Here is a 23,368-nt window from a genome sequence, read left to right as displayed (position 1 = left end):
CGGTCCTCACGCCTTGTTCTTGTTGTAGACGTCGATGGTCACGGCGGCGAGCAGCACCATGCCCTTGATGACCTGCTGCCAGTCGATGCCGATGCCCAGGATCGACATGCCGTTGTTCATCACGCCCATGATGAAGGCGCCGATCACCGCCCCGGTCACCCGGCCCACGCCGCCCGACGCCGAGGCGCCGCCGATGAAGCAGGCGGCGATCACGTCCAGCTCGAACGAGGCGCCGGCCTTCGGCGTGGCGGTGTTCAGCCGCGCGGCGAAGATCAGCCCGGCCAGCGCCGCCAGCACCCCCATGTTGACGAAGGTGTAGAAGCTGAGCCGCCGGGTGTCGATGCCGGACAGCTTGGCCGCCTTCTCGTTGCCGCCCAGCGCGTAGACGCGCCGCCCCACCGTGGTGTTGCGGGTGACGAAGCTGTAGAGCGCGATCAGCACGCTCATGATGATCAGCACGTTGGGCAGGCCGCGGTAGGAGGCCATCAGCTGCCCGACATAGATCAGCACGGCGGCCAGCGCGACGTTCTTCGCCACGAACAGCGGCAGCGGCTCCTGCTCGATGGCGACGCTCTGCCGGCGCAGGCGCGCCCTGGTGTTCATCGCCACCATCGCGGCGGCCACGGCCGCGCAGAGCAGCAGGCTGGTCAGGTGGAACTTGCCCAGATTGAGGGCATCGAGCGCCAGGAAGTCGGGGATGAAGCCGGAGCTGAGGCGCTGGAACTCCACTGGGAAGGGACCGACCGACTGGCCGGCTAGCAGGATCAGGCACAGGCCGCGGAAGACCAGCATGCCGGCCAGCGTCACGATGAAGGACGGGATGCGCAGATAGGCGACCCAGAAGCCCTGCACCGCCCCGATCGCCGCCCCGGCCAGCAGGCACAGCAGCGTCGTGGTGACGAAATCCAGGTGGAGCCGCACCATCAGCGTCGCCGCCAGCGCGCCGATGAGGGCGACGACCGACCCCACCGACAGGTCGATGTGCCCGGCGACGATCACCAGCAGCATGCCCAGCGCCATGATGACGATGTAGCTGTTCTGCAGCACGAGGTTGGTCAGGTTCAGCGGCTGCAGCAGCGTGCCGTCGGTCATGTACTGGAAGAACAGGACGATGGCGACCAGCGACAGCAGCATGCCGTACTCGCGCATGTGCGCCTTCACGAACCGTCCCATGGACACCCGCGGGCCGCGCGCCGGAAGGTTGAGTTCGGCACTCATGGCAGAGCCTCCCCGGACATCAGCGTCTCGCCGGAGCGCATGATCGCTCCCATGATTTTCTCCTGGCTGGCCTCGGCCGCCGGCATCTCGGCGACCATTTCGCCGGCGTTCATCACGTAGATGCGGTCGGCGACGCCCAGCAGCTCCGGCATTTCGGAGGAGATCAGGACGACGCCCCGGCCCTCGGCGACCAGCTGGTTGATGATGGTGTAGATCTCGTACTTGGCGCCGACGTCGATGCCGCGGGTCGGCTCGTCGAGGATCAGCACCTGCGGGTCGGCGAACAGCCACTTGCTGAGCACGACCTTCTGTTGGTTGCCGCCCGACAGGTTCACCGTCTCCTGGAACACGTCGGCGCAGCGGATGCGCAGCCGGCGCCGGAACTCCTCGGCCACCTGGACCTCGCGCTCATGGTCGATGACCCAGCGTTTCGCCACCCCCCTGAGGTTCGCCAGCGTGACGTTGTGGCGGATGTCGTTGTCGAGCACGAGGCCGAGATGCTTGCGGTCCTCCGTCGCGTAGGCGAGGCCGTTCGCCATGGCCCGGCTGATGGTGGAGACGTCGATCTCCCGCCCGTCGAGGAAGGCCTGCCCGCGGATGTTGCGGCCGTAGGAGCGGCCGAACAGGCTCATCGCGAACTCGGTGCGGCCGGCGCCCATCAGCCCGGCGATGCCCACCACCTCGCCGCGGCGGACGGTCAGGTTCACGTCGCGGACGACGCGCCGGCCGGGATGGGCCGGGTGGTCGGCGCTCCACCCCTTCACCTCGAACAGCACGTCGCCGGGCACGGTGGTCCGCCTGGGATAGCGGTCCGACAGGGCGCGCCCGACCATGCCGCGGATGATGCGGTCCTGGCTGACCACGGCCTCGCGGCAATCCAGCGTCTCCACCGTCGTGCCGTCGCGCAGGATGGTCACCCGGTCGGCGACCTTGGCGATCTCGTTCAGTTTGTGCGAGATGAGGATGGAGGCGATGCCGCGCGCCTTGAACTGCAGCAGCAATTCCAGCAGGGCGTCGCTGTCGCTCTCGTTCAGGCTGGCGGTCGGCTCGTCCAGGATCAGCAGCTTGACCTCCTTGGACAGCGCCTTGGCGATCTCCACGAGCTGCTGCTTGCCGACGCCGATGTCGGTGATCAGGGTCTCCGGCGGGTCGTGCAGCCCGACGAGGCGCAGCAGCTCCCGCGCCCGCAGGGTGGCGGCGTCCCAGTCGATCACTCCACGGCTTGCCTGCTCGTTGCCGAGGAACAGGTTCTCGGTGATCGACAGCAGGGGAACCAGCGCCAGTTCCTGGTGGATGATGATGATGCCCAGCCGCTCGCTGTCGGCGATGCCGCGGAAGGCCTGGGGCTGGCCGCGGAAGCGGATCTCGCCGTCGAAGCTGCCTTGCGGGTAGACCCCGCTCAGCACCTTCATCAGCGTCGACTTGCCGGCGCCGTTCTCGCCGATCAGCGCGTGGATCTCGCCCTCGCGGACCGACAGGTTGACGTCGTCCAGCGCCTTCACGCCGGGAAACGTCTTGGTGATGCCCTTCATCTCTAGGATCGGCATCGCCAGACTGGACCGCTCCAGGATGGAGTCCATGAGAATCCTCCAAGGAACCTGCGATCGCCCGAGCGCACCTCAGTCCGGTGGCGGGTCGTTCGCATTTTCAATCCCCTCTCCCCTCTGGGGAGAGGGTTAGGGTGAGGGGGTTGCGCCTGTGCCGGACGCACCGTCACGCGCATCCCCCTCACCGGCCCTTCGGGCCACCCTCTCCCCAGAGGGGAGAGGGTTATGAAAGCCGAATGCGCCCGCCCTGCGCCGCTTCGTCACTTGAACTGGGCTTCGGTGTAGTAGCCGCTGCCGACCAGCGTGCTCTTCCAGTTCGACGCGTCCACGCTGACCGGCTTCAGCAGGTAGGCCGGGACGACCTTCTTGCCGTTGTCGTAGGTCTTGGTGTCGTTGACCGGCGGCGTGCCGCCACCCAGCACCGCGTCGACCATCTCGACCGTGACCCGGGCAAGCTCGCGGGTGTCCTTGAAGACGGTGGCGCGCTGCTCGCCTGCCAGGATCGACTTGATCGAGGGCACCTCAGCGTCCTGCCCGGTCACCACCGGCATCGGCTGCGACGGCGAGCCGTAGCCGACCCCCTTCAGCGAGGAGATGATGCCGATGCTGATCCCGTCGTAGGGCGACAGCACGGCGTCGACGCGGCGGTTGCCGTAGAACGCGCTCAGCAGGTTGTCCATGCGGGCCTGGGCGGTGGCGCCGTCCCAGCGCAGGGTGGACACCTTGTCCATGCCCACCTGACCGCTGCCCACCTTCAGCTTGCCGCTGTCGATGTGGGGCTGCAGCACCGACATGGCGCCGTTGTAGAAGAAGTAGGCGTTGTTGTCGTCGGGGGAGCCGCCGAACAGCTCGATGTTGAAGGGTCCCTTGCCGTCCTTCAGGCCCAGCGCGTCGACGATGTAGCTGCCCTGGAGCACGCCGACCTGGAAGTTGTCGAAGGTCGCGTAATAGTCCACGTTCTCCGACCCGCGGATCAGCCGGTCGTAGGCGATGACCTTGACGCCGCGGTCCTTGGCCTGCTGGAGCACGTCGGTCAGCGTCGTGCCGTCGATGGCGGCGATCACCAGAACCTTGCTGTTCTTGGCGACCATCGTCTCGATCTGGGCGAGCTGGTTGGGGATGTCGTCCTCGGCGTATTGCAGGTCGGTCTTGTAGCCCTTGGCCTGGAACTGCTTGACCATGTTGTTGCCGTCGTCGATCCAGCGGGCCGAGGACTTGGTGGGCATCGCGATGCCGACGGTGGGCTTGTCCTGCGCCAGAGTCGGTGCGGCGGCAACGGTGAGGGCCAGCACGCCGACGGCCATCCCGGCCAGTGTGGTCGTGAACGAAGAAGACATGGGCCGATTTCCTCCCCCTTCTGCGGCACCGGGTTGGCCACACCCGCGGCTCTTGAACGGGTGTCGGGTGGCGCAATGTTTGTAAGGCTAGCAATAGGCCGAAAAACCATAACTGTCAAATACGATTATTGGCGGAATTCATACACATTTCGATATCACTTGGAGGGTCGGTATCACTTGAGAGGCTGGGCTGCGGCGTTTCCAGCGCGCGGCGCATCTTGGCGTCGGACGCCGCCCGCAAGGCGGCCAGGGCGGTGCGGGCGCCCGGCGACAGCGGGCGGTCCTTCAGCCAGAAGATGCCGTAGGGCTCGACGCTGAAGCGCTTGTGGAAGGGCACGATGGTGCAGCTCCCGGTGGGGGAAAACACCTGGGCGAGCGCGCGGGCGAAGACGGTGACCGAATCGTTCTCGGCCACCATCGCCAGCGAGATGACCGGGGAGGCGCTTTCGATCACCTTGCGCGGCGGCGAAACCCCCTCGGCGCGGAACAGCGCCTCGACCCGGCTGCGCAGCAGGCTCCCCAGGGGCTGGAGAATCCAGGTGGCGTCCACCAGATCGGCCGCGGTCAGCGGGCGGCCGAGCCGCAGCAGCGGGTGGCCGTCGCGGCAGACGAAGCACAGCTCCTCGCTGCTGATCTCCTGATACTCGAAGCACGCGGCGTCGACGTGGTCGGGCAGGCGGCCGATCGCGAAATCCATGACGCCCTGCCGGACCCGCTCGGCCAGCACGTCGCTGGTCTCCACCGCCACGGCGATCTTCAGGTCGGGGTGATCGCGGGTCAGCGTGGTGATCACCGGCACCACCAGCTCCACCGCCGGGGCCATCACCGTGCCGATGGAGACGCTGCCGCTGTGGCCGGCCAGCAGGTCGTTCAGCTCCTCCCCCGCCTCCTGCAGGCCGCTGAGGATCGCCCGCGCGTGGCGGATCATCAGGCCGCCGTACCAGTTCGGCTCAACGCCGCGGCCATGGCGTTCGAACAGGGTGACGCCCAGCGACTCCTCCAGGTCGCCCAGCAGCTTCGAGGCGGCGGGCTGCGACATGGTCAGGCTGGCGGCGGCGCGGTGCAGGTTGCGGTGCTCGTCCAGCGCCACGAACAGCTGGAGATGGCGCAGCTTCAGCCGGGCCTTGAGGAACCAGTTGGCCGGGAAACGGTGCGGGGTCACGGGCGGGGGCCTCCGGTCTGGCGATGGCGTCGGCATACGAAATCTCGTATCGCCGGCGCCGATATTCGTATTGGACGATTATCAGAACGCTCTCTATTGTTGGCATGGTCAACAAAATTCAGAACGGGACCGCGAGGGGGAGGCGACACGGCATGCCGCAGGAGGTTCGTTGCGTCTGGCCCGCCCGGGCGCTCCTGGGCGAAGGCCCGCTGTGGTCGCCGGAGCAGGGCGCCGTCTTCTTCGTCGACATCCACGGATCGCGGATTCTGCGCCACGGGCTCGACGACGGGTCCCAAGCGGACTGGGCGCTGGAGGACGCGGCCTGCTGGCTGGTGGAATGCGCCGATGGCGACGGCTTCATCGCCGGGCTGCGCTCGCGCCGGGTGGTCCGCCTGCGGTTGGAGCCGGGCCGCGCGGTGATCGCCGGGGAACTGGCGCGGATCGACCCCGACCGGCCGGGCAACCGGCTGAACGACGCCAAGGCCGACGCGCAGGGGCGCCTGTGGATCGGCAGCATGGATGACGGGGAGGAAACGCCGTCCGGCGCCTTCCACCGGCTCGACCCCGACGGGTCGATCACCCGCATGGATGAGGGCTACACCGTCGCCAACGGCCCAGCCCTGTCCCCGGACGGGCGGACGCTCTACCACACCGACAGCGCGGCGCGGACGATCCATGCCTTCGACCTGGACGGCGCGGGACGGCTGTCCGGCAAGCGCGCCCACATCCGCTTCGCCGAGGCCGACGGCTATCCCGACGGCATGACCTGCGACGCCGAGGGCGGCCTGTGGGTGGCCCATTGGGACGGCGGACGGGTCAGCCGCTTCCGGCCCGACGGCACGCTCGACCGTGCGATCGCGCTGCCGGTGTCGCGCGTCACCTCCTGCGTCTTCGCCGGTCCCGCCCTCGACCGGCTGTTCGTGACCACCGCGGCGCATGGCATCGGCCGCGACGGCCGGCCGGACGAACCGCTGGCCGGCGCGCTGTTCGAGTGCGATCCCGGCGGCGTTCGCGGCCTGCCACCCGGCCGCTTCGGGCATCCGCCGGGCTGACCGGCTCCTCCGCATACCCGACAGAAGGACCCCAACGGCCATGGACCCCAGCGCCCGTCCCTACCGGGGAGTGTTCCCCGTCGTCCCCACCATCTTCACCGAGACGGGGGACCTCGACCTCGCCGGGCAGACGCGCTGCGTCGATTTCATGATCGACGCCGGCTCCGACGGCCTGTGCATCCTCGCCAACTTCTCCGAGCAGTTCGTGCTGACCGACGCCGAGCGGGAACTGCTGATGGAGACCATCCTCGGCCACGTCGCCGGGCGGGTGCCGGTCATCGTCACCACCACCCATTTCAGCACCGCCGCCTGCGCCGCGCGCAGCCGCCGCGCCCAGGAGCTTGGGGCGGCCATGGTGATGGTCATGCCGCCCTACCACGGCGCCACCATCCGCGTGCCCGAGGCGGGCATCACCGCCTTCTTCCAGCGGGTGTCCGACGCCATCGACATCCCGATCATGATCCAGGACGCCCCGGTCAGCGGCACCGCGCTGTCGGCGGAGCTGCTGGCCCGCATGGCGCGGGAGATCGCCAACGTCGCCTACTTCAAAATCGAGGTGCCGCAGGCCGCGGCCAAGCTGCGCCGGCTGATCGAGCTGGGCGGCGACGCCATCGAGGGACCTTGGGACGGCGAGGAGGCGATCACCCTGCTGGCCGATCTCGACGCCGGGGCCACCGGCGCCATGACGGGCGGCGGTTATCCCGACGGCATCCGCCAGATTGTCGATTCCTTCCTGGCCGGCGACCGTGAGGCGGCGGTGGCGGCCTACGGGCGATGGCTGCCGCTGATCAACCACGAGAACCGCCAATGCGGCCTCGCCACCGCCAAGATCCTGATGAAGGAGGGCGGCATCATCGCCTGTGACGCCGTGCGCCACCCGCTGGCGGACCCGCACCCGGCCAGCCGCGCCGGCCTGCTCGACGCCGCCCGCCGCCTCGACCCGCTGGTCCTGCGCTGGGCGCGCTGAGGACGGCGCCACCCCTCGCCAAACCGGGAGACCCATGATGACCATCACCGGCGAGATGCTGATCGGCGCCCGCGGCCACCGCGGCTCCGACGGCGCCTTGCGCGCCGTCGATCCCGCCACCGGCGCGGAGCTGGAGCCGGTCTTCGGCGGCGGCGGGGCGGCGGAGGTCGAGCGCGCCTGCGCGCTGGCCTGGGCCGCCTTCGACGCCTTTCGCGAGACCGGGCTGGAGGCGCGGGCCGCCTTCTTGGAGACCATCGCCGCCAACATCCTCGACCTCGGCGACGATCTGATCCTCCGCGCCATGGCCGAGAGCGGCCTGCCGCGCCCCCGGCTGGAGGGGGAGCGCGGGCGCACCGTCGGCCAGCTCCGCCTGTTCGCCCAGACGGTGCGCGAGGGCGGCTGGCTGGAAGCCCGCATCGACCCGGCTCAGCCGGAGCGCACGCCGCTGCCGCGTCCCGACGTCCGGCAGCGCCACATCCCGCTCGGCCCGGTCGCGGTGTTCGGCGCGTCGAATTTCCCGCTGGCCTTCTCGGTGGCCGGGGGCGACACCGCGTCGGCGCTGGCCGCCGGCTGTCCGGTGGTGGTCAAGGGCCACTCCGCCCATCCCGGCACGTCGGAGCTGGTTGGCCGGGCCATCCGGGCGGCGGTGGCCTCCTGCGGATTGCCCGAGGGCGTCTTCTCGCTGCTGTTCGGCGTCGGCACCCCCATCGGAACGGCGCTGGTGACCGACCCGCGCATCAAGGCGGTGGGCTTCACCGGCTCGCGCCGCGGCGGCTTGGCTTTGATGGAAGCGGCGGCCCGCCGGCCCGAACCGATCCCGGTCTATGCGGAGATGAGCAGCATCAACCCGGTCTTCCTGATGCCGGCGGCGCTGGCCGCGCGGGCGGAGGCGCTGGGCAAGGGCTTCGTGGCGTCGCTGACCATGGGCGCCGGCCAGTTCTGCACCAACCCCGGCATCCTGCTGGGCGTCGACGGGCCGGACCTCGACCGCTTCCTGGCCACCGCGGTGGATGCGCTGGGCGGCAGCGCCGCCTCGACCATGCTGACCCCGGCCATCCAGGCCGCCTATGATTCGGGGGTGGCGCGGCTGTCCGGAAGCGCCGCCGTGGCGACGCTCGCCCGCGGGCTGGCCTGTTCCGGCCCCAACCAGGCGCAAGCGGCTTTGTTCGGCACGACGGCCGACGCCTTTCTCGCCGACCCGGCTCTGCAGGACGAGGTGTTCGGGGCGGCGTCGCTGCTGATCCGTTGCCCGGACGTCGCAGCGATGCGGACCGTCGCCGAGCGGCTGGAGGGCCAGCTCACCGCGACCGTGCAGATGGAGCCGGCGGACGGCGACGCCGTGGCGGCGCTGCTGCCGACCCTGGAACGCAAGGCGGGCCGAATCCTGGCCAACGGCTGGCCGACGGGCGTCGAGGTCTGCCACGCCATGGTGCATGGTGGCCCCTTTCCGGCGACCTCGGACAGCCGGACCACCTCGGTTGGCACCTTGGCGATCCGGCGCTTCCTGCGCCCGGTCTGCTACCAGGACATCCCCGCCGCCCTGCTGCCGGAGGCGCTGCGCGACGGCAACCCGCTCGGCCTGTGGCGGCGGATTGACGGTGTGCCCGGAGAGGTCTGAGGGAAGGACCGGCAACGCTTTGCCCGCATCGGGCGATCATGCCGGTTTCGGTATCGCTTCGGTCGAGAATCGTATTGGACAGATATGGTTTTTGACGCCTAATGTTGGCGCAACGAACAGATGCGAGCGGGCACAGGCGGGTCGCCGGGGTTGCCCGGATCGATGACAAGACACCCAGGGGAGTGAAACGGTATGTCCAGGACATGGCTGATCTCCGCCGCTGCCGCCGCGGCCTTGTTGATCGGGCTCGGCGGCGCGCAGGCCGCCGACAAGAAGCTGGTGGTCGGCTTCTCGCAGATCGGCTCGGAATCGGGCTGGCGCGCCGCCGAGACCAAGACCGCCAAGGCGGAAGCCGAGAAGCGCGGGATCGATCTGAAGATCTCCGACGCCCAGCAGAAGCAGGAGAACCAGATCAAGGCCGTGCGCTCCTTCGTCGCCCAGGGCGTGGACGCCATCTTCATCGCCCCCGTGGTGGCGACCGGCTGGGATTCGGTGCTGAAGGAGGCCAAGGAGGCGAAGATCCCCGTTGTCCTGCTCGACCGCCAGATTGAGACCCGCGACCCGGGCCTCTACATGACCGCCGTCACCTCCGACACGGTGCTGGAGGGCCGGGTCGCCGGCGAGTGGCTGGCCAAGCAGACCGGCGGCACCTGCAACGTGGTCGAACTCCAGGGCACCGTCGGCTCCTCCCCCGCCATCAACCGCAAGAAGGGCTTCGACGAGGTCGTCGCCAAGACTCCCGGCATGAAGATCGTCCGCACCCAGTCCGGCGACTTCACCCGCGCCAAGGGCAAGGAGGTGATGGAGAGCTTCATCAAGGCGGAGAACGGCGGCAAGGGCATCTGCGCGGTCTACGCCCACAACGACGACATGGCGGTCGGCGCCATTCAGGCGATCAAGGAGGCCGGGCTGAAGCCGGGCAAGGACATCCTGGTCGTGTCCATCGACGGCGTGCCCGACATCTTCAAGGCGATGGCCGAGGGCGAGGCGAACGCGACCGTGGAGCTGACCCCGAACATGGCCGGCCCGGCCTTCGATGCGCTGGTCGCCTTCAAGAAGGACGGCAAGGCGCCGCCGAAATGGATCCAGACGGAATCGGCGCTGTTCACCCCGGACACCGCCAAGGCCGAGTACGAACGCCGCAAGGACGCCTACTGACCCGGCCGTCCCACGGAACTGCCGGCAAGGCCCCCCGCATGACGGACCCCACCCCCACCGCGTCCCCGCCGCTTCTGGCGATCCGCGGTCTGTCCAAGGCCTTCCTGGGCGTCCAGGCGCTCGACGGCGTGGACTTCACCGTGCGCCACGGCGAGATCCACGCCCTCCTCGGCGAGAACGGCGCCGGAAAGTCGACGCTGATCAAGACCCTGACCGGCGTCTACCAGCGCGACGCCGGCACCGTGACGCTGGAGGGGCGGGCGATCGCCCCGCGCGGCGTGGAGGAGGCGCAACGCCTGCACATCGGCACCGTCTATCAGGAGGTGAACCTGCTGCCGAACCTGTCGGTGGCGGAGAACCTGTTCCTTGGCCGGCAACCCATGCGCTTCGGCTTGGTCGACCGCGGCGCCATGCGGCGGCGGGCGCGGGCGGTGCTGATCCCTTACGGCCTGACCCTCGACGTGACGGCGCCGCTCGGCCGCTTCTCGGTGGCGACGCAGCAGATCGTTGCCATCGCCCGCGCGGTGGACATGTCGGCCAAGGTGCTGATCCTCGACGAGCCGACCGCCAGCCTCGACGCGCAGGAGGTGGCGGTCCTCTTCAAGGTGATGCGGACCCTGCGCTCGCGCGGCATCGGCATCGTCTTCGTCACCCATTTCCTCGACCAGGTCTACGCGCTGTGCGACCGCATCACCGTGCTGCGCAACGGCCGCCTGGTGGGGGAGCGGCGCACCGCGGAACTGCCGCGCCTCGACCTCGTCGCCATGATGCTGGGGCGGGAATTGGAAGCGGTGGCCCACCGCATCGCCCCGCCGGCGGACGACGCGGAGGAGGACGCCCGGCCGCCGCTGGTCCGCTTCCGCGGCTACGGCAAGGCGCGCAGCGTCGAGCCCTTCGACCTCGACATCCGCCCCGGCGAGGTGGTGGGGCTCGCCGGGCTGCTCGGCTCCGGACGGACGGAGACGGCGCGGCTGGTCTTCGGCATGGACCGCGCCGACCGCGGCGAGGCGGCGGTGGACGGCCAGGCGGTGCGGCTGCGCGGGCCGCGCGACGCCATCCGCCTCGGCTTCGGCTTCTGCCCGGAGGACCGCAAGAAGGAGGGCATCGTCGGCGCGCTGTCGGTGCGCGAGAACATCATCCTGGCGCTCCAGGCCCGCCAGGGCTGGCTGCGGCCGATCCCGCGCTGCCGCCAGGAGGAGATCGCCGACCGCTTCATCCGCCTGCTCGACATCCGCACGCCGCACGCCGAGCAGCCGATCCAGCTCCTGTCCGGCGGCAACCAGCAGAAGGCGCTGCTCGCCCGCTGGCTGGCGACCGAGCCGCGCCTGCTGATCCTCGACGAGCCGACGCGCGGCATCGACGTCGGCGCCCACGCCGAGATCATCCGCCTGATCGAGCGGCTGTGCGCCGACGGCATGGCCCTGCTGGTCGTCTCGTCGGAGCTTGAGGAGATCGTCGCCTACAGCCGCCGCGTCGTCGTGCTGCGCGACCGCCGCCATGTGGCGGAGCTGAGGGGAGGGGAGGTCGCCGTGGACCGCATCGTCGCCGCCATCGCGTCGGAGTCCGTTCCCGAGGAGCCGCGCCCATGACGCGGTCAGCCCCCGGCCCGTCGCGCAACCTGCCGCAATACGGCGCGCTGGCTGCCGTGCTGCTGGCCAACTGGCTGCTCTTCCCCGACTTCTTTTCGATCCGTCTGCAGGACGGCCGGCTGTTCGGCAGCCTGATCGACGTGCTGAACCGCGGCGCCCCGGTGGCGCTGCTCGCCATCGGCATGACCATGGTCATCGCCACCCGCGGCGTCGACCTGTCGGTGGGCGCGGTGATGGCGATTTCCGGCGCGGTCGCCGCCACCCTGACCCAGGCGGGCTGGGGCTTGACCCCGGTGCTGGCGGCGTCGCTGGCGGCCGGCCTGCTCTGCGGCCTGTGGAACGGGCTTCTGGTGGCCGTCCTGCGCATCCAGCCGATCGTCGCCACCCTGATCCTGATGGTCGCCGGCCGCGGTATCGCCCAGCTGGTCACCGAGGGGCAGATCGTCACCTTCACCAGCCCCGGCCTCACCTTCATCGGCAGCGGGTCGTTCCTGACCGTGCCGATGCCGGTGGTCATCACCGCCGTCCTGCTGGGGGTGACCGCACTGCTGGTCCGGATGACCGCGCTGGGGCTGATGATCGAGGCGGTCGGCGTCAGCCGGCTGTCCAGCGCCGGGGCGGGGGTCAACACGCCGGTCGTGCTGGTCGCCGTCTATGTCTGGTGCGGCCTGTGCGCCGCCGTCGCCGGTCTGGTGGTCGCCGCCGACATCCGCGGCGCCGACGCCAACAACGCCGGCCTGTGGCTGGAGCTGGACGCCATCTTGGCGGTGGTGGTCGGCGGCACGTCCCTGCTCGGCGGCCGGTTCGGGCTGCTGCTGTCGGTGGTGGGCGCGCTGACCATCCAGGCCATGAACACCGGCATCCTGCTGAGCGGCTTCAAGCCGGAGTTCAACCTGATCGTCAAGGCGGGCGTCCTGATGGTCGTCCTGCTGCTGCAGTCGCCGACCCTGACCCTGTTCCTGCCGCGCCCGGCCGGCCACCGACCCGCCCAGCCGCCGGTCCGGCCGCCGACTCCGCCACGGGCCAAGCCCGAGAGCCCAAGCCCGAGCGCGGGAGCGTGACGCCATGATCCACCGCTTCCTTCCCCTGCTGGTGACCAGCGCCGTCCTGGTGGTCGGCTTCCTGCTCTGCGCCGCGCAGTTCCCCAACTTCGCCTCGTTGCGGGTCGTCGGCAACCTGCTGACCGACAACGCCTTCCTCGGCATCACGGCGGTCGGCATGACCTTCGTGATCCTGTCGGGCGGCATCGACCTGTCGGTGGGGGCGGTGATCGGTTTCACCACCGTGCTGCTGGCCGTTCTGATCGAGCAGGGCGGTTGGCACCCCGTCTCCGCCTTCGCGGTGGCGCTGGCGGTGGCCGGCGGTTTCGGCGCCGCGATGGGCGCCGTGATCCACGTTTTCCAGATGCCGCCCTTCATCGTCACGCTGGCCGGCATGTTCGTCGCCCGCGGCCTCGGCTTCGTGCTGAGCACCGATTCCATTCCGATCAACCACCCGCTCTACGCCGAGCTGGGCGATCTGGCGCTGCGTTTCGACGGCGGGGGCAAGCTGACGCTGCCGGCGCTGCTGATGCTGGGGGTGGTGGCGGCCGCTGTGGTCTGCGCCCATTGGACGCGCTTCGGCGCCAACCTCTACGCACTGGGCGGCAACCGGCAGTCGGCGGAGCTGATGGGCGTGCCGGTGGGCCGCACCACGGTGGCGGTCTACGCCCTGTCGGGGCTGCTCGCCGGGCTGGCGGGGATCGTCTTCTCGCTCTACACCGGAGCGGGCTATTCGCTGGCGGCGACGGGGGTGGAGCTGGACACCATCACCGCGGTGGTGATCGGGGGGACCCAGCTGACCGGCGGCTACGGCTACGTGATCGGCACCTTCATCGGCGTGCTGATCCAGGGGCTGATCCAGACCTACATCACCTTCGACGGCAGCCTCAGCAGCTGGTGGACGAAGATCGCCATCGGCGTCCTGCTGTTCGTCTTCATCCTGCTGCAGAAGGGCCTGCTGGCGGTCTGGACCGGCCGCGGCGGCGCCCCAGCGGAGGCGTGATCCCGTTTACTTGACGGGCGCGGTCGCCAGGGTGACCTTGTTCATGAAGTTCTCGGCCTGCCCCTTCACGACCAGCGGGAAGGCGTCGGCAACGGCGTCGATCAGCGGGTCGAGCCAGCTCTGCTCGGCCTTGGCGAAGTCGTGGAGGACATAGCCGCTGACCCGGTCCTTGTCGCCGGGATGGCCGATGCCCAGGCGGATGCGCCAGTACTCCTTGCCGAGATGCGCGTCGATGGAGCGCAGGCCGTTGTGCCCGCCATGCCCGCCGCCCTTCTTCACCCGGATCTTGCCGGGCGGCAGGTCCAACTCGTCATGGATGACGACGACGTCCTCGGGCTTCAACTTGAAGAACTGGACGGCCGCGGTGACCGACTGGCCGGACAGGTTCATGAAGGTCAGCGGCTCCAGGGCGATCACCTTCTCGCCGCCGATCGTGCCCTCGGCGGTCTGACCCTGGAAGCGTTTGCGCCAAGGGCCGAAGCCGTGGCGGCGGGCGATCTCCTCCACCGCCATGAAGCCGATGTTGTGCCGGTTGCGCGCGTATTCGGCGCCAGGGTTGCCCAATCCCACCAGCAGCAGCATGGCGCATTCTCCTCATCTCATGACAGCGTAGGCCGGAAACGAAACAGGGGGCCGAAGCCCCCTGTCGCAACCCCAAAGGCGGCTTCCGATCAGGAAGCGGCGGCCTCGGTGGCTTCGCCCTCTTCGGACTTCAGGCCCGACGGGGCGACGATCGTGGCGATCGTGAAGTCGCGGTCGGTGATGGTCGAGGCGACACCTTCCGGCAGCTTCACCGAAGAGATGTGGATCGAATCGCCGACGTCGTAGCCCTCGCAGGAGATCGTGATCTGCTCCGGGATGTTGCCGGCGGAGACGGTCACGTCCAGCTCGTGGCGGACGATGTTCAGCACGCCGCCGCGCTTCAGGCCCGGCGACTTCTCCTGGTCGACGAATTCGACCGGAACCTGCACGGTGGTGCGGGTTTCGGCGGAGACGCGCAGGAAGTCGACGTGCAGCGGGACGTCGGTGACCGGATGGAACTGCACGTCGCGCGGCAGGACCCGGTGGGTGGCGCCATCGACGGTGACGTCGAACAGGTGCGTGAAGAAGCCCGCCTGGTTCAGAACACGGGTGAACGTGAACTTCTCCAGCGAAATCATGATGGGGGCCTGCTTGCCACCGTAGATCACGGCCGGGATACGGCCATCACGACGGGTCTGGCGGGCGGTCCCCTTGCCGGCCCGGTCGCGCGCTTCGGCGCTGAGCGGAACGATCTGCGTCATCGGAAAACTCCTTGAACGGAAAAAAGCGCCAGCCTCCAGGGGTGCTGACGCGTGGGCGCGGTGATTAAGCCATGCGGGGCGCGGCGTCAAGGACAGAGTCCGGAAACGCGCGGAAGACGGCCGGGAAGCCCAAGAAAAAAGCCCTTCCCCCGCGAAGGGGAAGGGCTTTCCACGTGGGATGGAGCGCTGTTACGAGAACAGGCTCGACACCGAACGCTCCTCGCTGATGCGCGTGATCGCGTCGGCGAGCAGCGGGGCGATGGTGAGCTGGCGGATGTTGCGGGACACGCGCACGGCCTCGGTCGCCTGGATGCTGTCGGTGGTGACGAGCTGCTCCAGCGGCGACACGGCCACGCGGGCCACCGCGCCGCCGGACAGGACGCCGTGGGTGCAATAGGCGTGGACCGACTTCGCGCCGGCGTCCATCAGGGCGACCGCGGCGTTGCACAGCGTGCCGCCCGAATCCACGATGTCGTCCAGCAGGATGCAGCGGCGGTTCTTGACGTCGCCGATGATGTTCATCACCTCCGACACGCCGGCGCGCTCACGCCGCTTGTCGATGATGGCGAGATCGGCGTCCAGCCGCTTGGCCAGCGAGCGGGCGCGCACCACACCGCCGACGTCGGGCGACACCATCGTCACCTCGCCGATGTCCTCGAAGGTCGCGCGGATGTCCTTCTCGAACACCGGGGCGGCCATCAGGTTGTCGGTCGGAATGTCGAAGAAGCCCTGGATCTGACCCGCGTGCAGGTCCATGGTCAGCACGCGGTTGGCGCCGGCCTGGGTGATCAGGTTGGCGACCAGCTTGGCCGAGATCGGCGTGCGCGGGCCGGTCTTGCGGTCCTGGCGCGCATAGCCGTAGTAGGGGAGGACCGCCGTGATGCGCCGGGCCGACCCGCGACGCAGGGCGTCGATGGTGACCAGCAGCTCCATCAGGTTGTCGTTGGCCGGGAACGACGTCGACTGGACCACGAACACGTCTTCGCCGCGCACGTTCTCCAGGATTTCGACGAACACCTCCATGTCCGAAAAACGGCGGATGCTCGCTTTGGTCAGCGGCACGCCGAGACAGGTGGAGATGGCCTCGGCCAGCGGACGGTTGCTGTTGCCGGCAAGCACCTTCATCGCAGTCGGCTCTCTCTGCAGGGAATAGGTTTCGGTGCGCCCGTCAGTCCCTTGCCGACGCCGCCCCTTGAAAACGCGGCGGACCATAACAAAGGGGCGCACCTATGTAAACGTTCCATGACGGGCGGTTCAAGACGCCGCAGCCAGCCGGCCCTGCGATTCCCGCATGGCGCAAGCGTGGCGGCAGGACACTTGCGCATCACCGCACGGCGAACTTCGCAAGGTGCGATTTCATGGGCAGGTCGGCCTTCACGAAATGGTCGAAGAACCAGAATTGCAGAAGCTCGTCCGCCTTGGCCTTCACATAGCTGTATTCGAAGGCCGACTCCTCGGCGTCCACCTGCCCGATGATGTCGTCCAGCAGGGTGGCCAGCCGGCGGTGCTGCGCCCGGTGTTCCTCCAGATGCGGGTAGCGCATCGAGGCCTGGACCCGCTCTTCCCGCAGGAAATGGCGGACGGAGACGCGGCGCAGCTCGTTCAGCAGGGCCAGCGCCGGCTTGCGCTCCGCTTCCTCGCCCGGCAGGGCGACGAAGCGGCGGATCAGTTCGTGCTGCATCCGGTGGTCGGCGTCCAGTCCGCCGTTGTCGAGCACCATCCGCGCGCTGCGCCAATCGCTTCGCCCGTCGCCGCCCCGCCCATCGCTCCGATGCGTGTCTTCCCGGTGCGCGTCCATCGTCATGCCGGCGTCTCCCTCTCCGGAATGCCCTCACCCTTGAGAATCGATCTTACCTGAAATAGGTCGTATCGCAATCAGTCAGAGGTAAGAACAAATTTCGGGCGGGAACTTTTCTGTCGTGTTCAGCCCTGAAGGACGATGGCCGACAGGCCGCGCCCATAGTCCTTTTCGCCGCGCAGGCAGGACCGGCGGTAGCTGAAGAAGCGGTCCTCCTCGACCACCGTGTCGTTGGGGCAGCGCTGGATGATCTCCACCCCGGTGTCGCCCAGGCGGCGGGTGATGTAGCCGGCCAGATCGAACAGGAAATGATCCGGGCGGCGGGCCGGCGCGAAGTAATCGCGGTTGCGCGGGTCCTCATCCAGGAAGGGGGCGGGGAATTCCGGCCCGACCTCGTAGGAGCGCTGGGCGATGCAGGGGCCGATGGCGGCGACGATGCGGTTGCGCTTGGCGCCCAACTCCTCCATCCGCGCGATGGTCGCCTCCAGAACGCCGCCCTTGGCGCCCTTCCAGCCGGCGTGGGCGGCGCCGATGACGCGGGCCTTCTCGTCGGCGAACAGCACCGGGGCGCAGTCGGCGGTCAGGATGCCCAGCGCGATGCCCGGACGGTCGGTCGCCATGGCGTCGGCGTGGGGCGCCTGATCGGGCGTCCAGGGCTCGGTGACGGCGACGCAGGTCGGGCTGTGCACCTGATAGCAGGTGACGAGCCGCTCCGGCGGAACGTCCATGCGGGCCGCGGCGCGCGCGCGGTTCTCCGCAACGGCGGCGGGCGCGTCCCCGGAGCCGAAGCCGACGTTCAGCGAGGCGTACAGCCCCGTCGACACGCCGCCGGTGCGGGTGAAGAAGGCGTGTCGGATGTGGGTGATGTCGTTCAGCGCGCCAAGCGTAATCACGAACCCGTCCCTTTGCTGTCGCGGTCTCTTGTTTGGATGCCAGTGTTCAGGATGCCAGACCCGGGCTTTCGAAGCCCGCCGGAGGCCCCAGGCCGGGGGAGGCGAGGGCCAGAACCTTGAAGAGGGTGCCCATTTGGTCGGGCCCGATCAAGCGGGCCAATGCGGAGTCGATGTCCGCGGCCTGCGTCGCCGTGGCGTTGCGCTTCAGCGCGGCGGCGCGCGGCTGGATGCCCAGCCGGACCAGCCAGTCGCCCTGGTCCACCGGGCCGAAGCTCTCCGCCCCGCCCTCGCGGGCCGCGGCGGCGATGGCGGCGAAATCCACATGGGCGGTCAGGTCGGCCTCGCCCGGTGCGTCCAGCACCGGGGCGTAGGCGTGGCGGCGCAGCGCCTGGAGCGTGTCGCCGACCGCCGGCCCGCCGCGGTAGCCGTAGTCGATCACCAGCGCCGCGCCAGGGTGGGCGGCCAGACGCTCCCCGATCAGGCGGGCCACCGCCTGGGAGGCCGGGGAGACCTCGACCACGCTGCCTTCCGGCGCGTCGCGCAGGGCCGGCGGGATCAGCCGGGCGCCGGCGCTGCCGAAGGCCTCCAGGACGAAGCGGAAGCGGGGCGTGTCGGCCGTCGTATCGGTGGGCACGGCGGGGTCGATGTCGATCAGCCGCTCGAACCAGCCGTGGTTGGTCTTCTGGACCTGACGGATGGGCAGGGCGTCGAAGAACTCGTTGGCGAGGATCAGGGTCGGGCCCTCGGGCACGTCCTCCAGCCGGTCGTGCCAAGCGACCGGAAGGCCGGCCAAAGTTTCCTTCTGGCGGGCGCGCAGCGTCGGGCTGGTTTCCACCAGATGGACCTGGGCGGCTTCGCGGAAGGCGGGGACGAGCGCGGCGGCGCGCAGGGCGTCCTGCATCAGCGTGCCGCGGCCCGGACCCAGCTCCACCAGATGGAAGGAGGCGGGGCCGCCCAGCCGCGCCCAGGTGTCGACGCACCACAGCCCGGCCAGCTCGCCGAACATCTGGCTGATTTCCGGGGCGGTGGTGAAGTCGCCGGACACGCCGAAGGGGTCCTGGCGCATGTAGTAGCCGAAGCGCGGGTGCCCCAGTGCCTCCGCCATGAAGGCGGCGACCGACAGCGGCCCGTCCATCACGATGCGGCGGGCGAGGTGGTGGGCGAGGCAATTCGGGGCGGCATCACTCATGGCGGGACCTTCCGACCTCAGACGGCGGCGGGGCGGCGGCGGGCCTGGGCGACCAGCCACACACCGAACAGAACCATCGGCACCGACAGAAGTTGTCCCATCGTCGCCCCGGCGTAGAGGAAGCCAAGCTGCGCGTCCGGCTCGCGGAAGAACTCCGCGATGATGCGCGACAGGCCGTAACCGATGAAGAAGATGCCCGCCGTCATGCCCGCCCGCCCGCGCACGGCGGGCATCCGCACCAGGATGGCCAGGAGGACGAACAGCACCGCCCCCTCCAGGAAGGCTTCATAGAGCTGGCTGGGGTGCCGCGGCACCTGCAGCGGGTCGCGCGGGAACACAACCGCCCAGGACACGTCGGGGGCCGGGCGGCCGTACAGCTCGCCGTTGATGAAGTTGGCGATGCGGCCGAAGAACAGCCCGATGGGGGCCGCCGCGGCGATCAGGTCGCCGAAGGCCAGCGGCGACAGGCCCCGCCTCCAGCAGAACAGCAGGATCGCGCCGAGGACGCCGATCAGCCCGCCGTGGAAGGACATCCCGCCGTGCCAGACCATCAGCGCGTCGAGCGGATTCTGGAGGTAGAAGGGCAGGTTGTAGAACAGCACGTAGCCGATCCGTCCACCCAGGATGACGCCGACCACGGCCCAGGTCAGGAAGTCGTCGTAATCCTCCGCCGAGGGGCGGCCGGGCGTGCGGCGGGCCAGCGCCAGGCAGTAGCGCCAGCCGAGCACGAAGCCCGCCAGATAGGCCAGCGCGTACCAGCGGATGACGATCGGCCCGAGTTCGAACGCCACGGGGTCGATGGCGGGAAAGGCGATGGCGAGCATGCGCGGCGGGTGCCTTTTGTTGTTTGGGCGTTTCCCCGGTCGGGGAGAGGCGGAACCGTCAGCGGTAGGGGTCGGGCTGCGACAGGAAATCTTGGACGTAGCGGCGCACGCCCTCTTCCAGCTCGGTGAAAGGCTGGTCGAATCCGGCGGCGCGCAGGCGTTCGGTGCGCGCCTCGGTGAAATACTGGTATTTGCCCTGAAGCTCGGCCGGCATGTCGAAATACTCGACGCGCGGCTCCAGCCCCAGAGCGGCGAAGGTGGCGAGCGCCAGATCCTTGAAGCTGCGGGCCTTGCCGGTGCCGACGTTGAACAGCCCGCTGACCTGCGGGTTGTCATACAGCCAGAGCATCACCGCCACGCAGTCGTCCACGAAGATGAAATCGCGGAGCTGCCCGCCATCCTCGAACTCCGGGCGGTGGGACTTGAACAGCCGCGCCGGTTCCCCGGCCTTGAGCTTGGGGTGCAGCTTGGCGACGACGCTCATCATGTCGTCCTTGTGCCGCTCGTTCGGGCCGTAGACGTTGAAGAACTTCAGGCCCGCCCACTGCGGCGGCAGGATGTCGCCCTCGCTCACCACGCGGGCGACGCGGCGGTCGATCAGATGCTTGGACCAGCCATAGGCGTTGAGCGGGCGCAGGGCCGCCAGCGCCTCCGGCGACCCGTCGTCGTCGAAGCCGGCGGAGCCGTCGCCGTAGGTCGCGGCGGAGGAGGCGTAGATCAGCCGCGCCCCCCGCCAGGAGGACCAGCGCCACAGGTCCAGCGTCAGCGCCACGTTGTTGGCGACGATCTTGTCCACGTCGCGTTCCGTCGTCGCCGAGATGGCGCCGAGGTGGAAGATCACGTCGATCTCCGCGGCGTGCTGGTCAAGGAAGGCGAGCGCGTTTTCCGGTGCGACGAGGGTGGCGAGTTCCCGCTTGGCGAGATTCTGCCACTTCTCCCCGTCGCCGAAGCGGTCGATCACCGCGACGTTGGTGATCCCGCGCGCGGCCAGGGCCGCCACGAGATTCGAGCCGATGAAACCGGCCCCACCGGTGACCACGATCATGCGCTTTTCCTTGCCGCCGGACCGAAAGAAAGGACGAGCGTCCTTATAGGGTCCGGGGGGCGGGGCCGCAAGGTGGGGTGGGGCGTATGGCCACCCTGCGGTTCCGGAAGGGCACGCGGTGCCTTACGAGCCCTTCCGCCGCTCCGCCTCCTCGTCGAGCAGGGCCTTGCGCGACAGCTTGCCGATCATCGTCTTGGGCAACTCGCCGCGGAACTCGATCGCCTTGGGCATCTCGATGGGGGAGAGCTTGTCTTTGAGGAAGCCGATCAGTTCCTCGCGCGTCAGGGTCTTGCCGTCGTCGACGCGGATGTAGGCCTTCACCGTCTGGCCGCGGTATTCGTCGGGCAGGCCGGCGACCACGCATTCCGCGACGGCGGGGTGCAGGTAGATCGCCTCCTCCACGTTGCGCGGGTAGACGTTGAAGCCGCTGCACAGGATCATGTCCTTGATGCGGTCGACGATGTGGGTGTAGCCGTCCTCGTCCATGTAGCCGACGTCGCCGGTGTGCAGGCGCCCGTCCACCAGGGTCAGCGCCGTTTCGGACGGCTTGTTCCAATAGCCCTTCATCACCTGCGGGCCGCGGATGCACACCTCGCCTTTCTCGCCGACGGGCAGGACGCGGCGCGGCTCCTCCAGGCTGACGATCTCAATCAGCGTGCCGGGCAGGGGCAGGCCGATGGAGCCGGCCTTGTTCAGCCCGGTTATCGGATTCGCGGTGGCGACGGGGGAGGATTCGGACAGGCCGTAACCCTCCACCAGGACGCAGCCGGTGTTCCGCTCGAACGCCTCCTTGACCTCCACCGGCAGGGGGGCGCCGCCCGACAGGCAGTAGCGGATCGAGGAAAGGTCGTATTTTTCCAAGTGCCTGTGGTGGTTGATCGCCGTGTAGATGGTCGGCACCGCCGGGAACAGCGTCGGTTTCCTGGCGTGGATGGTCTCCATCACCTGATCCAGCTCGAAGCGGGGCAGCATCACGATCTCCGCCCCTATGCGGATGCTGAAGTTCATCACCACGGTCATGGCGAAGACGTGGAAGAAGGGCAGCACGCCCAGCATCCGCTCCTCCCCCTGCCGCGCGCCGACGAACCACAGGCTGCACTGCTCGGTGTTGGCGAACAGGTTGGCGTGGGTCAGCATGGCGCCCTTGGGCACGCCGGTGGTGCCGCCGGTGTATTGCAGCACCGCCACGTCCTCCGTCGGGTCGATGGCGACCGGCTTCGGGGCGCCGTCGTTGGCGACGAGCCGGCGGAAGGACAGGTGGCGGTCGTCCGCGGGGATGCGTGCGACCTCCGCCCGCTTCACGATGGGGAACAGCCAGTTCTTGGGGAAGGGCAGGATGTCGGCCATCGGGCAGATCACCAGCCGCTTCAGCCCTGATTCGGCGAGCATCCGGGCCATCTTGCCGTAGAGCACCTTGAGGTCGAGCGTGACCATCAGCTCGACGCCGCTGTCGGTGATCTGGTGGTGCAGCTCGCGCTCGGCGTAGAGAGGGTTGAAGTTCACCACCGTCCCGCCGGCCTTCAGGATCGCGAAATAGCAGATCACGAAATAAGGCGTGTTGGGCAGGAACAGCCCGACGCGCACGCCCTTGCTGACGCCGATCGCCTGAAAGCCGCGGGCGGCGCGGTCCACCATCCGCGCCACCTCCGCGTAGGTCGAACGCTTGCCCATGAAGTCCAGGAAGGGGCGCTCGGCGAAACGGGCCGCCGCGTCCTCAAGCAGCGCGGTCAGCGGCTTCACCGGAATCGGCGCGTTCCAGTCCACGTCGGGCGGGTAGCCCAGGGTCCAGCTCTGGTCCGGCAATGTGCGGGCCGCATCCCCCATCATCGTTATCCCTCCCATGTTCGATTCTTGTTGGTTCGGTTCTTGTTCGGCCCTGGCGCCCGTTCGAGCTTAGTTGCGGGCCTTTGACGCGTTGTAGCCCTTTTGGAAACCCGTCATCCGGAGAAATGGTCCCTGTGACGGTGCCGCCGCCAGAGGCAAACGGCGGGCGTGAAGAAAAAATTACGCTGGAAACCCTATTTTTCGTGTGGCTAAATTCGTGTTCGGCGGACGATCCGCTTTCCGCGCTTGGCGCCTTGACCGAAAGGATCGGACCCTTGCCTTCAGCCGATTCGCATCCCAGCGGCGTTCCGGATGTTTTCTCCTCAGGCGAAGCAGCCCCGCTCCGCGCTTCGGTGAAGTGGTTCGATCCGGTCAAGGGCTTCGGCTTCGTGGCGCCGCAGGACGGGACGACCGATGCCTTCCTGCACTTCTCCGTCCTGAACCGGGCCGGGCTGCACGAGATCGGCGAGGGGGCGGAGCTTCTGTGCCGGGTGGTTCCGGGGGCCAAGGGGCCGCAGGTTGCCGACATCCTGGACGTTCTGAGCACCGGCACGCCTGCCGAAAGCCGCAACACGCGCCACGACGCAGCGTCCGGCCCCGAGGAGGAACTGACGGGCACCGTGAAGTGGTTCAAGCCGGAGCAGGGCTTCGGATTTGTCACGGCGGACGACGGGGCCAAGGACGTCTTCGTCCACAAGAGCGTCCTGCGCCGCTGCAACCTGACCGGATTGGAGTCCGGACAGCGGGTGCTGTTGCGGGCGCGCGCCGCGCCGAAAGGGCGGGAGGCGTCCTGGGTCGTGCTGCTGTGACGCGCTCGTCGA

21 protein-coding genes are annotated in these 23,368 nt (G+C 69.0%); 8 read left to right on the top strand and 13 right to left on the bottom strand.

Going from position 1 to position 23,368, the window contains the following annotated elements:
* Window positions 1–6 precede the first annotated feature (6 nt).
* The 4 genes from mmsB to Sp245p_RS34425 all read right to left on the bottom strand — a co-directional run bounded on the left by mmsB (window position 7) and on the right by Sp245p_RS34425 (window position 5,264).
* Complete coding sequence (gene mmsB / locus Sp245p_RS34440) at window positions 7–1,218, bottom strand: multiple monosaccharide ABC transporter permease (RefSeq protein WP_014199948.1); 1,212 nt, start codon at window positions 1,216–1,218, stop codon at window positions 7–9.
* Complete coding sequence (mmsA, locus tag Sp245p_RS34435) at window positions 1,215–2,798, bottom strand: multiple monosaccharide ABC transporter ATP-binding protein (protein WP_014199947.1); 1,584 nt, start codon at window positions 2,796–2,798, stop codon at window positions 1,215–1,217. The genes mmsB and mmsA overlap by 4 nt, the downstream gene beginning before the upstream one ends.
* A gap of 227 nt (window positions 2,799–3,025) precedes the next feature.
* Complete coding sequence (gene chvE, locus Sp245p_RS34430) at window positions 3,026–4,102, bottom strand: multiple monosaccharide ABC transporter substrate-binding protein (protein WP_014199946.1); 1,077 nt, start codon at window positions 4,100–4,102, stop codon at window positions 3,026–3,028.
* 115 nt (window positions 4,103–4,217) lie between these two features.
* Window positions 4,218–5,264 carry a LysR family transcriptional regulator gene (locus Sp245p_RS34425; RefSeq protein ID WP_014199945.1) on the bottom strand — a complete coding sequence of 349 codons (1,047 nt, stop codon included), beginning with the start codon at window positions 5,262–5,264 and terminating at the stop codon, window positions 4,218–4,220.
* A 152-nt stretch (window positions 5,265–5,416) separates the two neighbouring features.
* Here Sp245p_RS34425 and Sp245p_RS34420 point away from each other — a divergent pair, with 152 nt between their 5' ends.
* From Sp245p_RS34420 to yjfF, 7 genes are all read left to right on the top strand, one after another.
* Window positions 5,417–6,316, top strand: coding sequence for an SMP-30/gluconolactonase/LRE family protein (locus Sp245p_RS34420; protein ID WP_014199944.1), 900 nt, complete (start codon window positions 5,417–5,419; stop codon window positions 6,314–6,316).
* Between the two features lie 40 nt (window positions 6,317–6,356).
* A complete protein-coding gene (locus tag Sp245p_RS34415) occupies window positions 6,357–7,283 on the top strand; it encodes a dihydrodipicolinate synthase family protein (RefSeq protein ID WP_109139322.1) in 927 nt (308 codons plus the stop codon).
* A gap of 34 nt (window positions 7,284–7,317) precedes the next feature.
* Window positions 7,318–8,901, top strand: coding sequence for an aldehyde dehydrogenase (NADP(+)) (locus tag Sp245p_RS34410; RefSeq protein WP_165360032.1), 1,584 nt, complete (start codon window positions 7,318–7,320; stop codon window positions 8,899–8,901).
* A 192-nt stretch (window positions 8,902–9,093) separates the two neighbouring features.
* Window positions 9,094–10,059 (top strand): galactofuranose ABC transporter, galactofuranose-binding protein YtfQ, encoded by a 966-nt coding sequence (ytfQ, locus tag Sp245p_RS34405; RefSeq protein ID WP_014199941.1) that lies wholly within the window; start codon window positions 9,094–9,096, stop codon window positions 10,057–10,059.
* Between the two features lie 38 nt (window positions 10,060–10,097).
* Window positions 10,098–11,648 carry a galactofuranose ABC transporter, ATP-binding protein YtfR gene (gene ytfR / locus Sp245p_RS34400; protein WP_014199940.1) on the top strand — a complete coding sequence of 517 codons (1,551 nt, stop codon included), beginning with the start codon at window positions 10,098–10,100 and terminating at the stop codon, window positions 11,646–11,648.
* Window positions 11,645–12,709, top strand: a complete 1,065-nt coding sequence (locus Sp245p_RS34395) for an ABC transporter permease (protein WP_014199939.1) — start codon at window positions 11,645–11,647, stop codon at window positions 12,707–12,709. Before ytfR ends, Sp245p_RS34395 begins: the two co-directional genes overlap by 4 nt.
* Window positions 12,710–12,713: 4 nt before the next feature.
* Window positions 12,714–13,691, top strand: coding sequence for a galactofuranose ABC transporter, permease protein YjfF (gene yjfF, locus Sp245p_RS34390; protein WP_014199938.1), 978 nt, complete (start codon window positions 12,714–12,716; stop codon window positions 13,689–13,691).
* Between the two features lie 6 nt (window positions 13,692–13,697).
* Here yjfF and pth read toward each other — a convergent pair whose 3' ends face one another.
* The 9 genes from pth to Sp245p_RS34345 form a co-directional block, all read right to left on the bottom strand.
* The gene (pth, locus tag Sp245p_RS34385; protein ID WP_014199937.1) at window positions 13,698–14,273 is read right to left on the bottom strand and encodes an aminoacyl-tRNA hydrolase; all 576 of its coding nucleotides are present in this window, start codon (window positions 14,271–14,273) and stop codon (window positions 13,698–13,700) included.
* 89 nt (window positions 14,274–14,362) lie between these two features.
* Window positions 14,363–14,974 (bottom strand): 50S ribosomal protein L25/general stress protein Ctc, encoded by a 612-nt coding sequence (locus tag Sp245p_RS34380; RefSeq protein WP_014199936.1) that lies wholly within the window; start codon window positions 14,972–14,974, stop codon window positions 14,363–14,365.
* A 189-nt stretch (window positions 14,975–15,163) separates the two neighbouring features.
* A complete protein-coding gene (locus tag Sp245p_RS34375) occupies window positions 15,164–16,099 on the bottom strand; it encodes a ribose-phosphate pyrophosphokinase (RefSeq protein WP_014199935.1) in 936 nt (311 codons plus the stop codon).
* Window positions 16,100–16,298: 199 nt separating this feature from the next.
* Window positions 16,299–16,778, bottom strand: coding sequence for a bacteriohemerythrin (locus Sp245p_RS34370; RefSeq protein ID WP_014199934.1), 480 nt, complete (start codon window positions 16,776–16,778; stop codon window positions 16,299–16,301).
* 119 nt (window positions 16,779–16,897) lie between these two features.
* Window positions 16,898–17,665 (bottom strand): peptidoglycan editing factor PgeF, encoded by a 768-nt coding sequence (gene pgeF / locus Sp245p_RS34365; protein WP_014199932.1) that lies wholly within the window; start codon window positions 17,663–17,665, stop codon window positions 16,898–16,900.
* A gap of 46 nt (window positions 17,666–17,711) precedes the next feature.
* Window positions 17,712–18,854: a class I SAM-dependent methyltransferase gene (locus Sp245p_RS34360; protein WP_014199931.1), complete on the bottom strand. Its 1,143-nt coding sequence runs from the start codon at window positions 18,852–18,854 to the stop codon at window positions 17,712–17,714.
* Between the two features lie 17 nt (window positions 18,855–18,871).
* Complete coding sequence (gene lgt, locus Sp245p_RS34355) at window positions 18,872–19,678, bottom strand: prolipoprotein diacylglyceryl transferase (RefSeq protein WP_014199930.1); 807 nt, start codon at window positions 19,676–19,678, stop codon at window positions 18,872–18,874.
* Window positions 19,679–19,736: 58 nt separating this feature from the next.
* Window positions 19,737–20,723, bottom strand: coding sequence for an ADP-glyceromanno-heptose 6-epimerase (gene rfaD, locus Sp245p_RS34350; protein ID WP_014199929.1), 987 nt, complete (start codon window positions 20,721–20,723; stop codon window positions 19,737–19,739).
* A 123-nt stretch (window positions 20,724–20,846) separates the two neighbouring features.
* On the bottom strand, window positions 20,847–22,547 hold the full coding sequence (locus Sp245p_RS34345; protein WP_109139321.1) for a long-chain-fatty-acid--CoA ligase: 1,701 nt from the start codon (window positions 22,545–22,547) through the stop codon (window positions 20,847–20,849).
* A gap of 353 nt (window positions 22,548–22,900) precedes the next feature.
* Between Sp245p_RS34345 and Sp245p_RS36410 the strand changes: the two genes are divergently transcribed.
* A complete protein-coding gene (locus Sp245p_RS36410) occupies window positions 22,901–23,356 on the top strand; it encodes a cold-shock protein (RefSeq protein ID WP_014199927.1) in 456 nt (151 codons plus the stop codon).
* The last annotated feature ends 12 nt before the right edge of the window (window positions 23,357–23,368 follow it).

This window comes from Azospirillum baldaniorum, assembly GCF_003119195.2.
GTDB classification, from domain to species: domain Bacteria; phylum Pseudomonadota; class Alphaproteobacteria; order Azospirillales; family Azospirillaceae; genus Azospirillum; species Azospirillum baldaniorum.
This window is presented reverse-complemented; position numbering and strand designations above follow the sequence as displayed.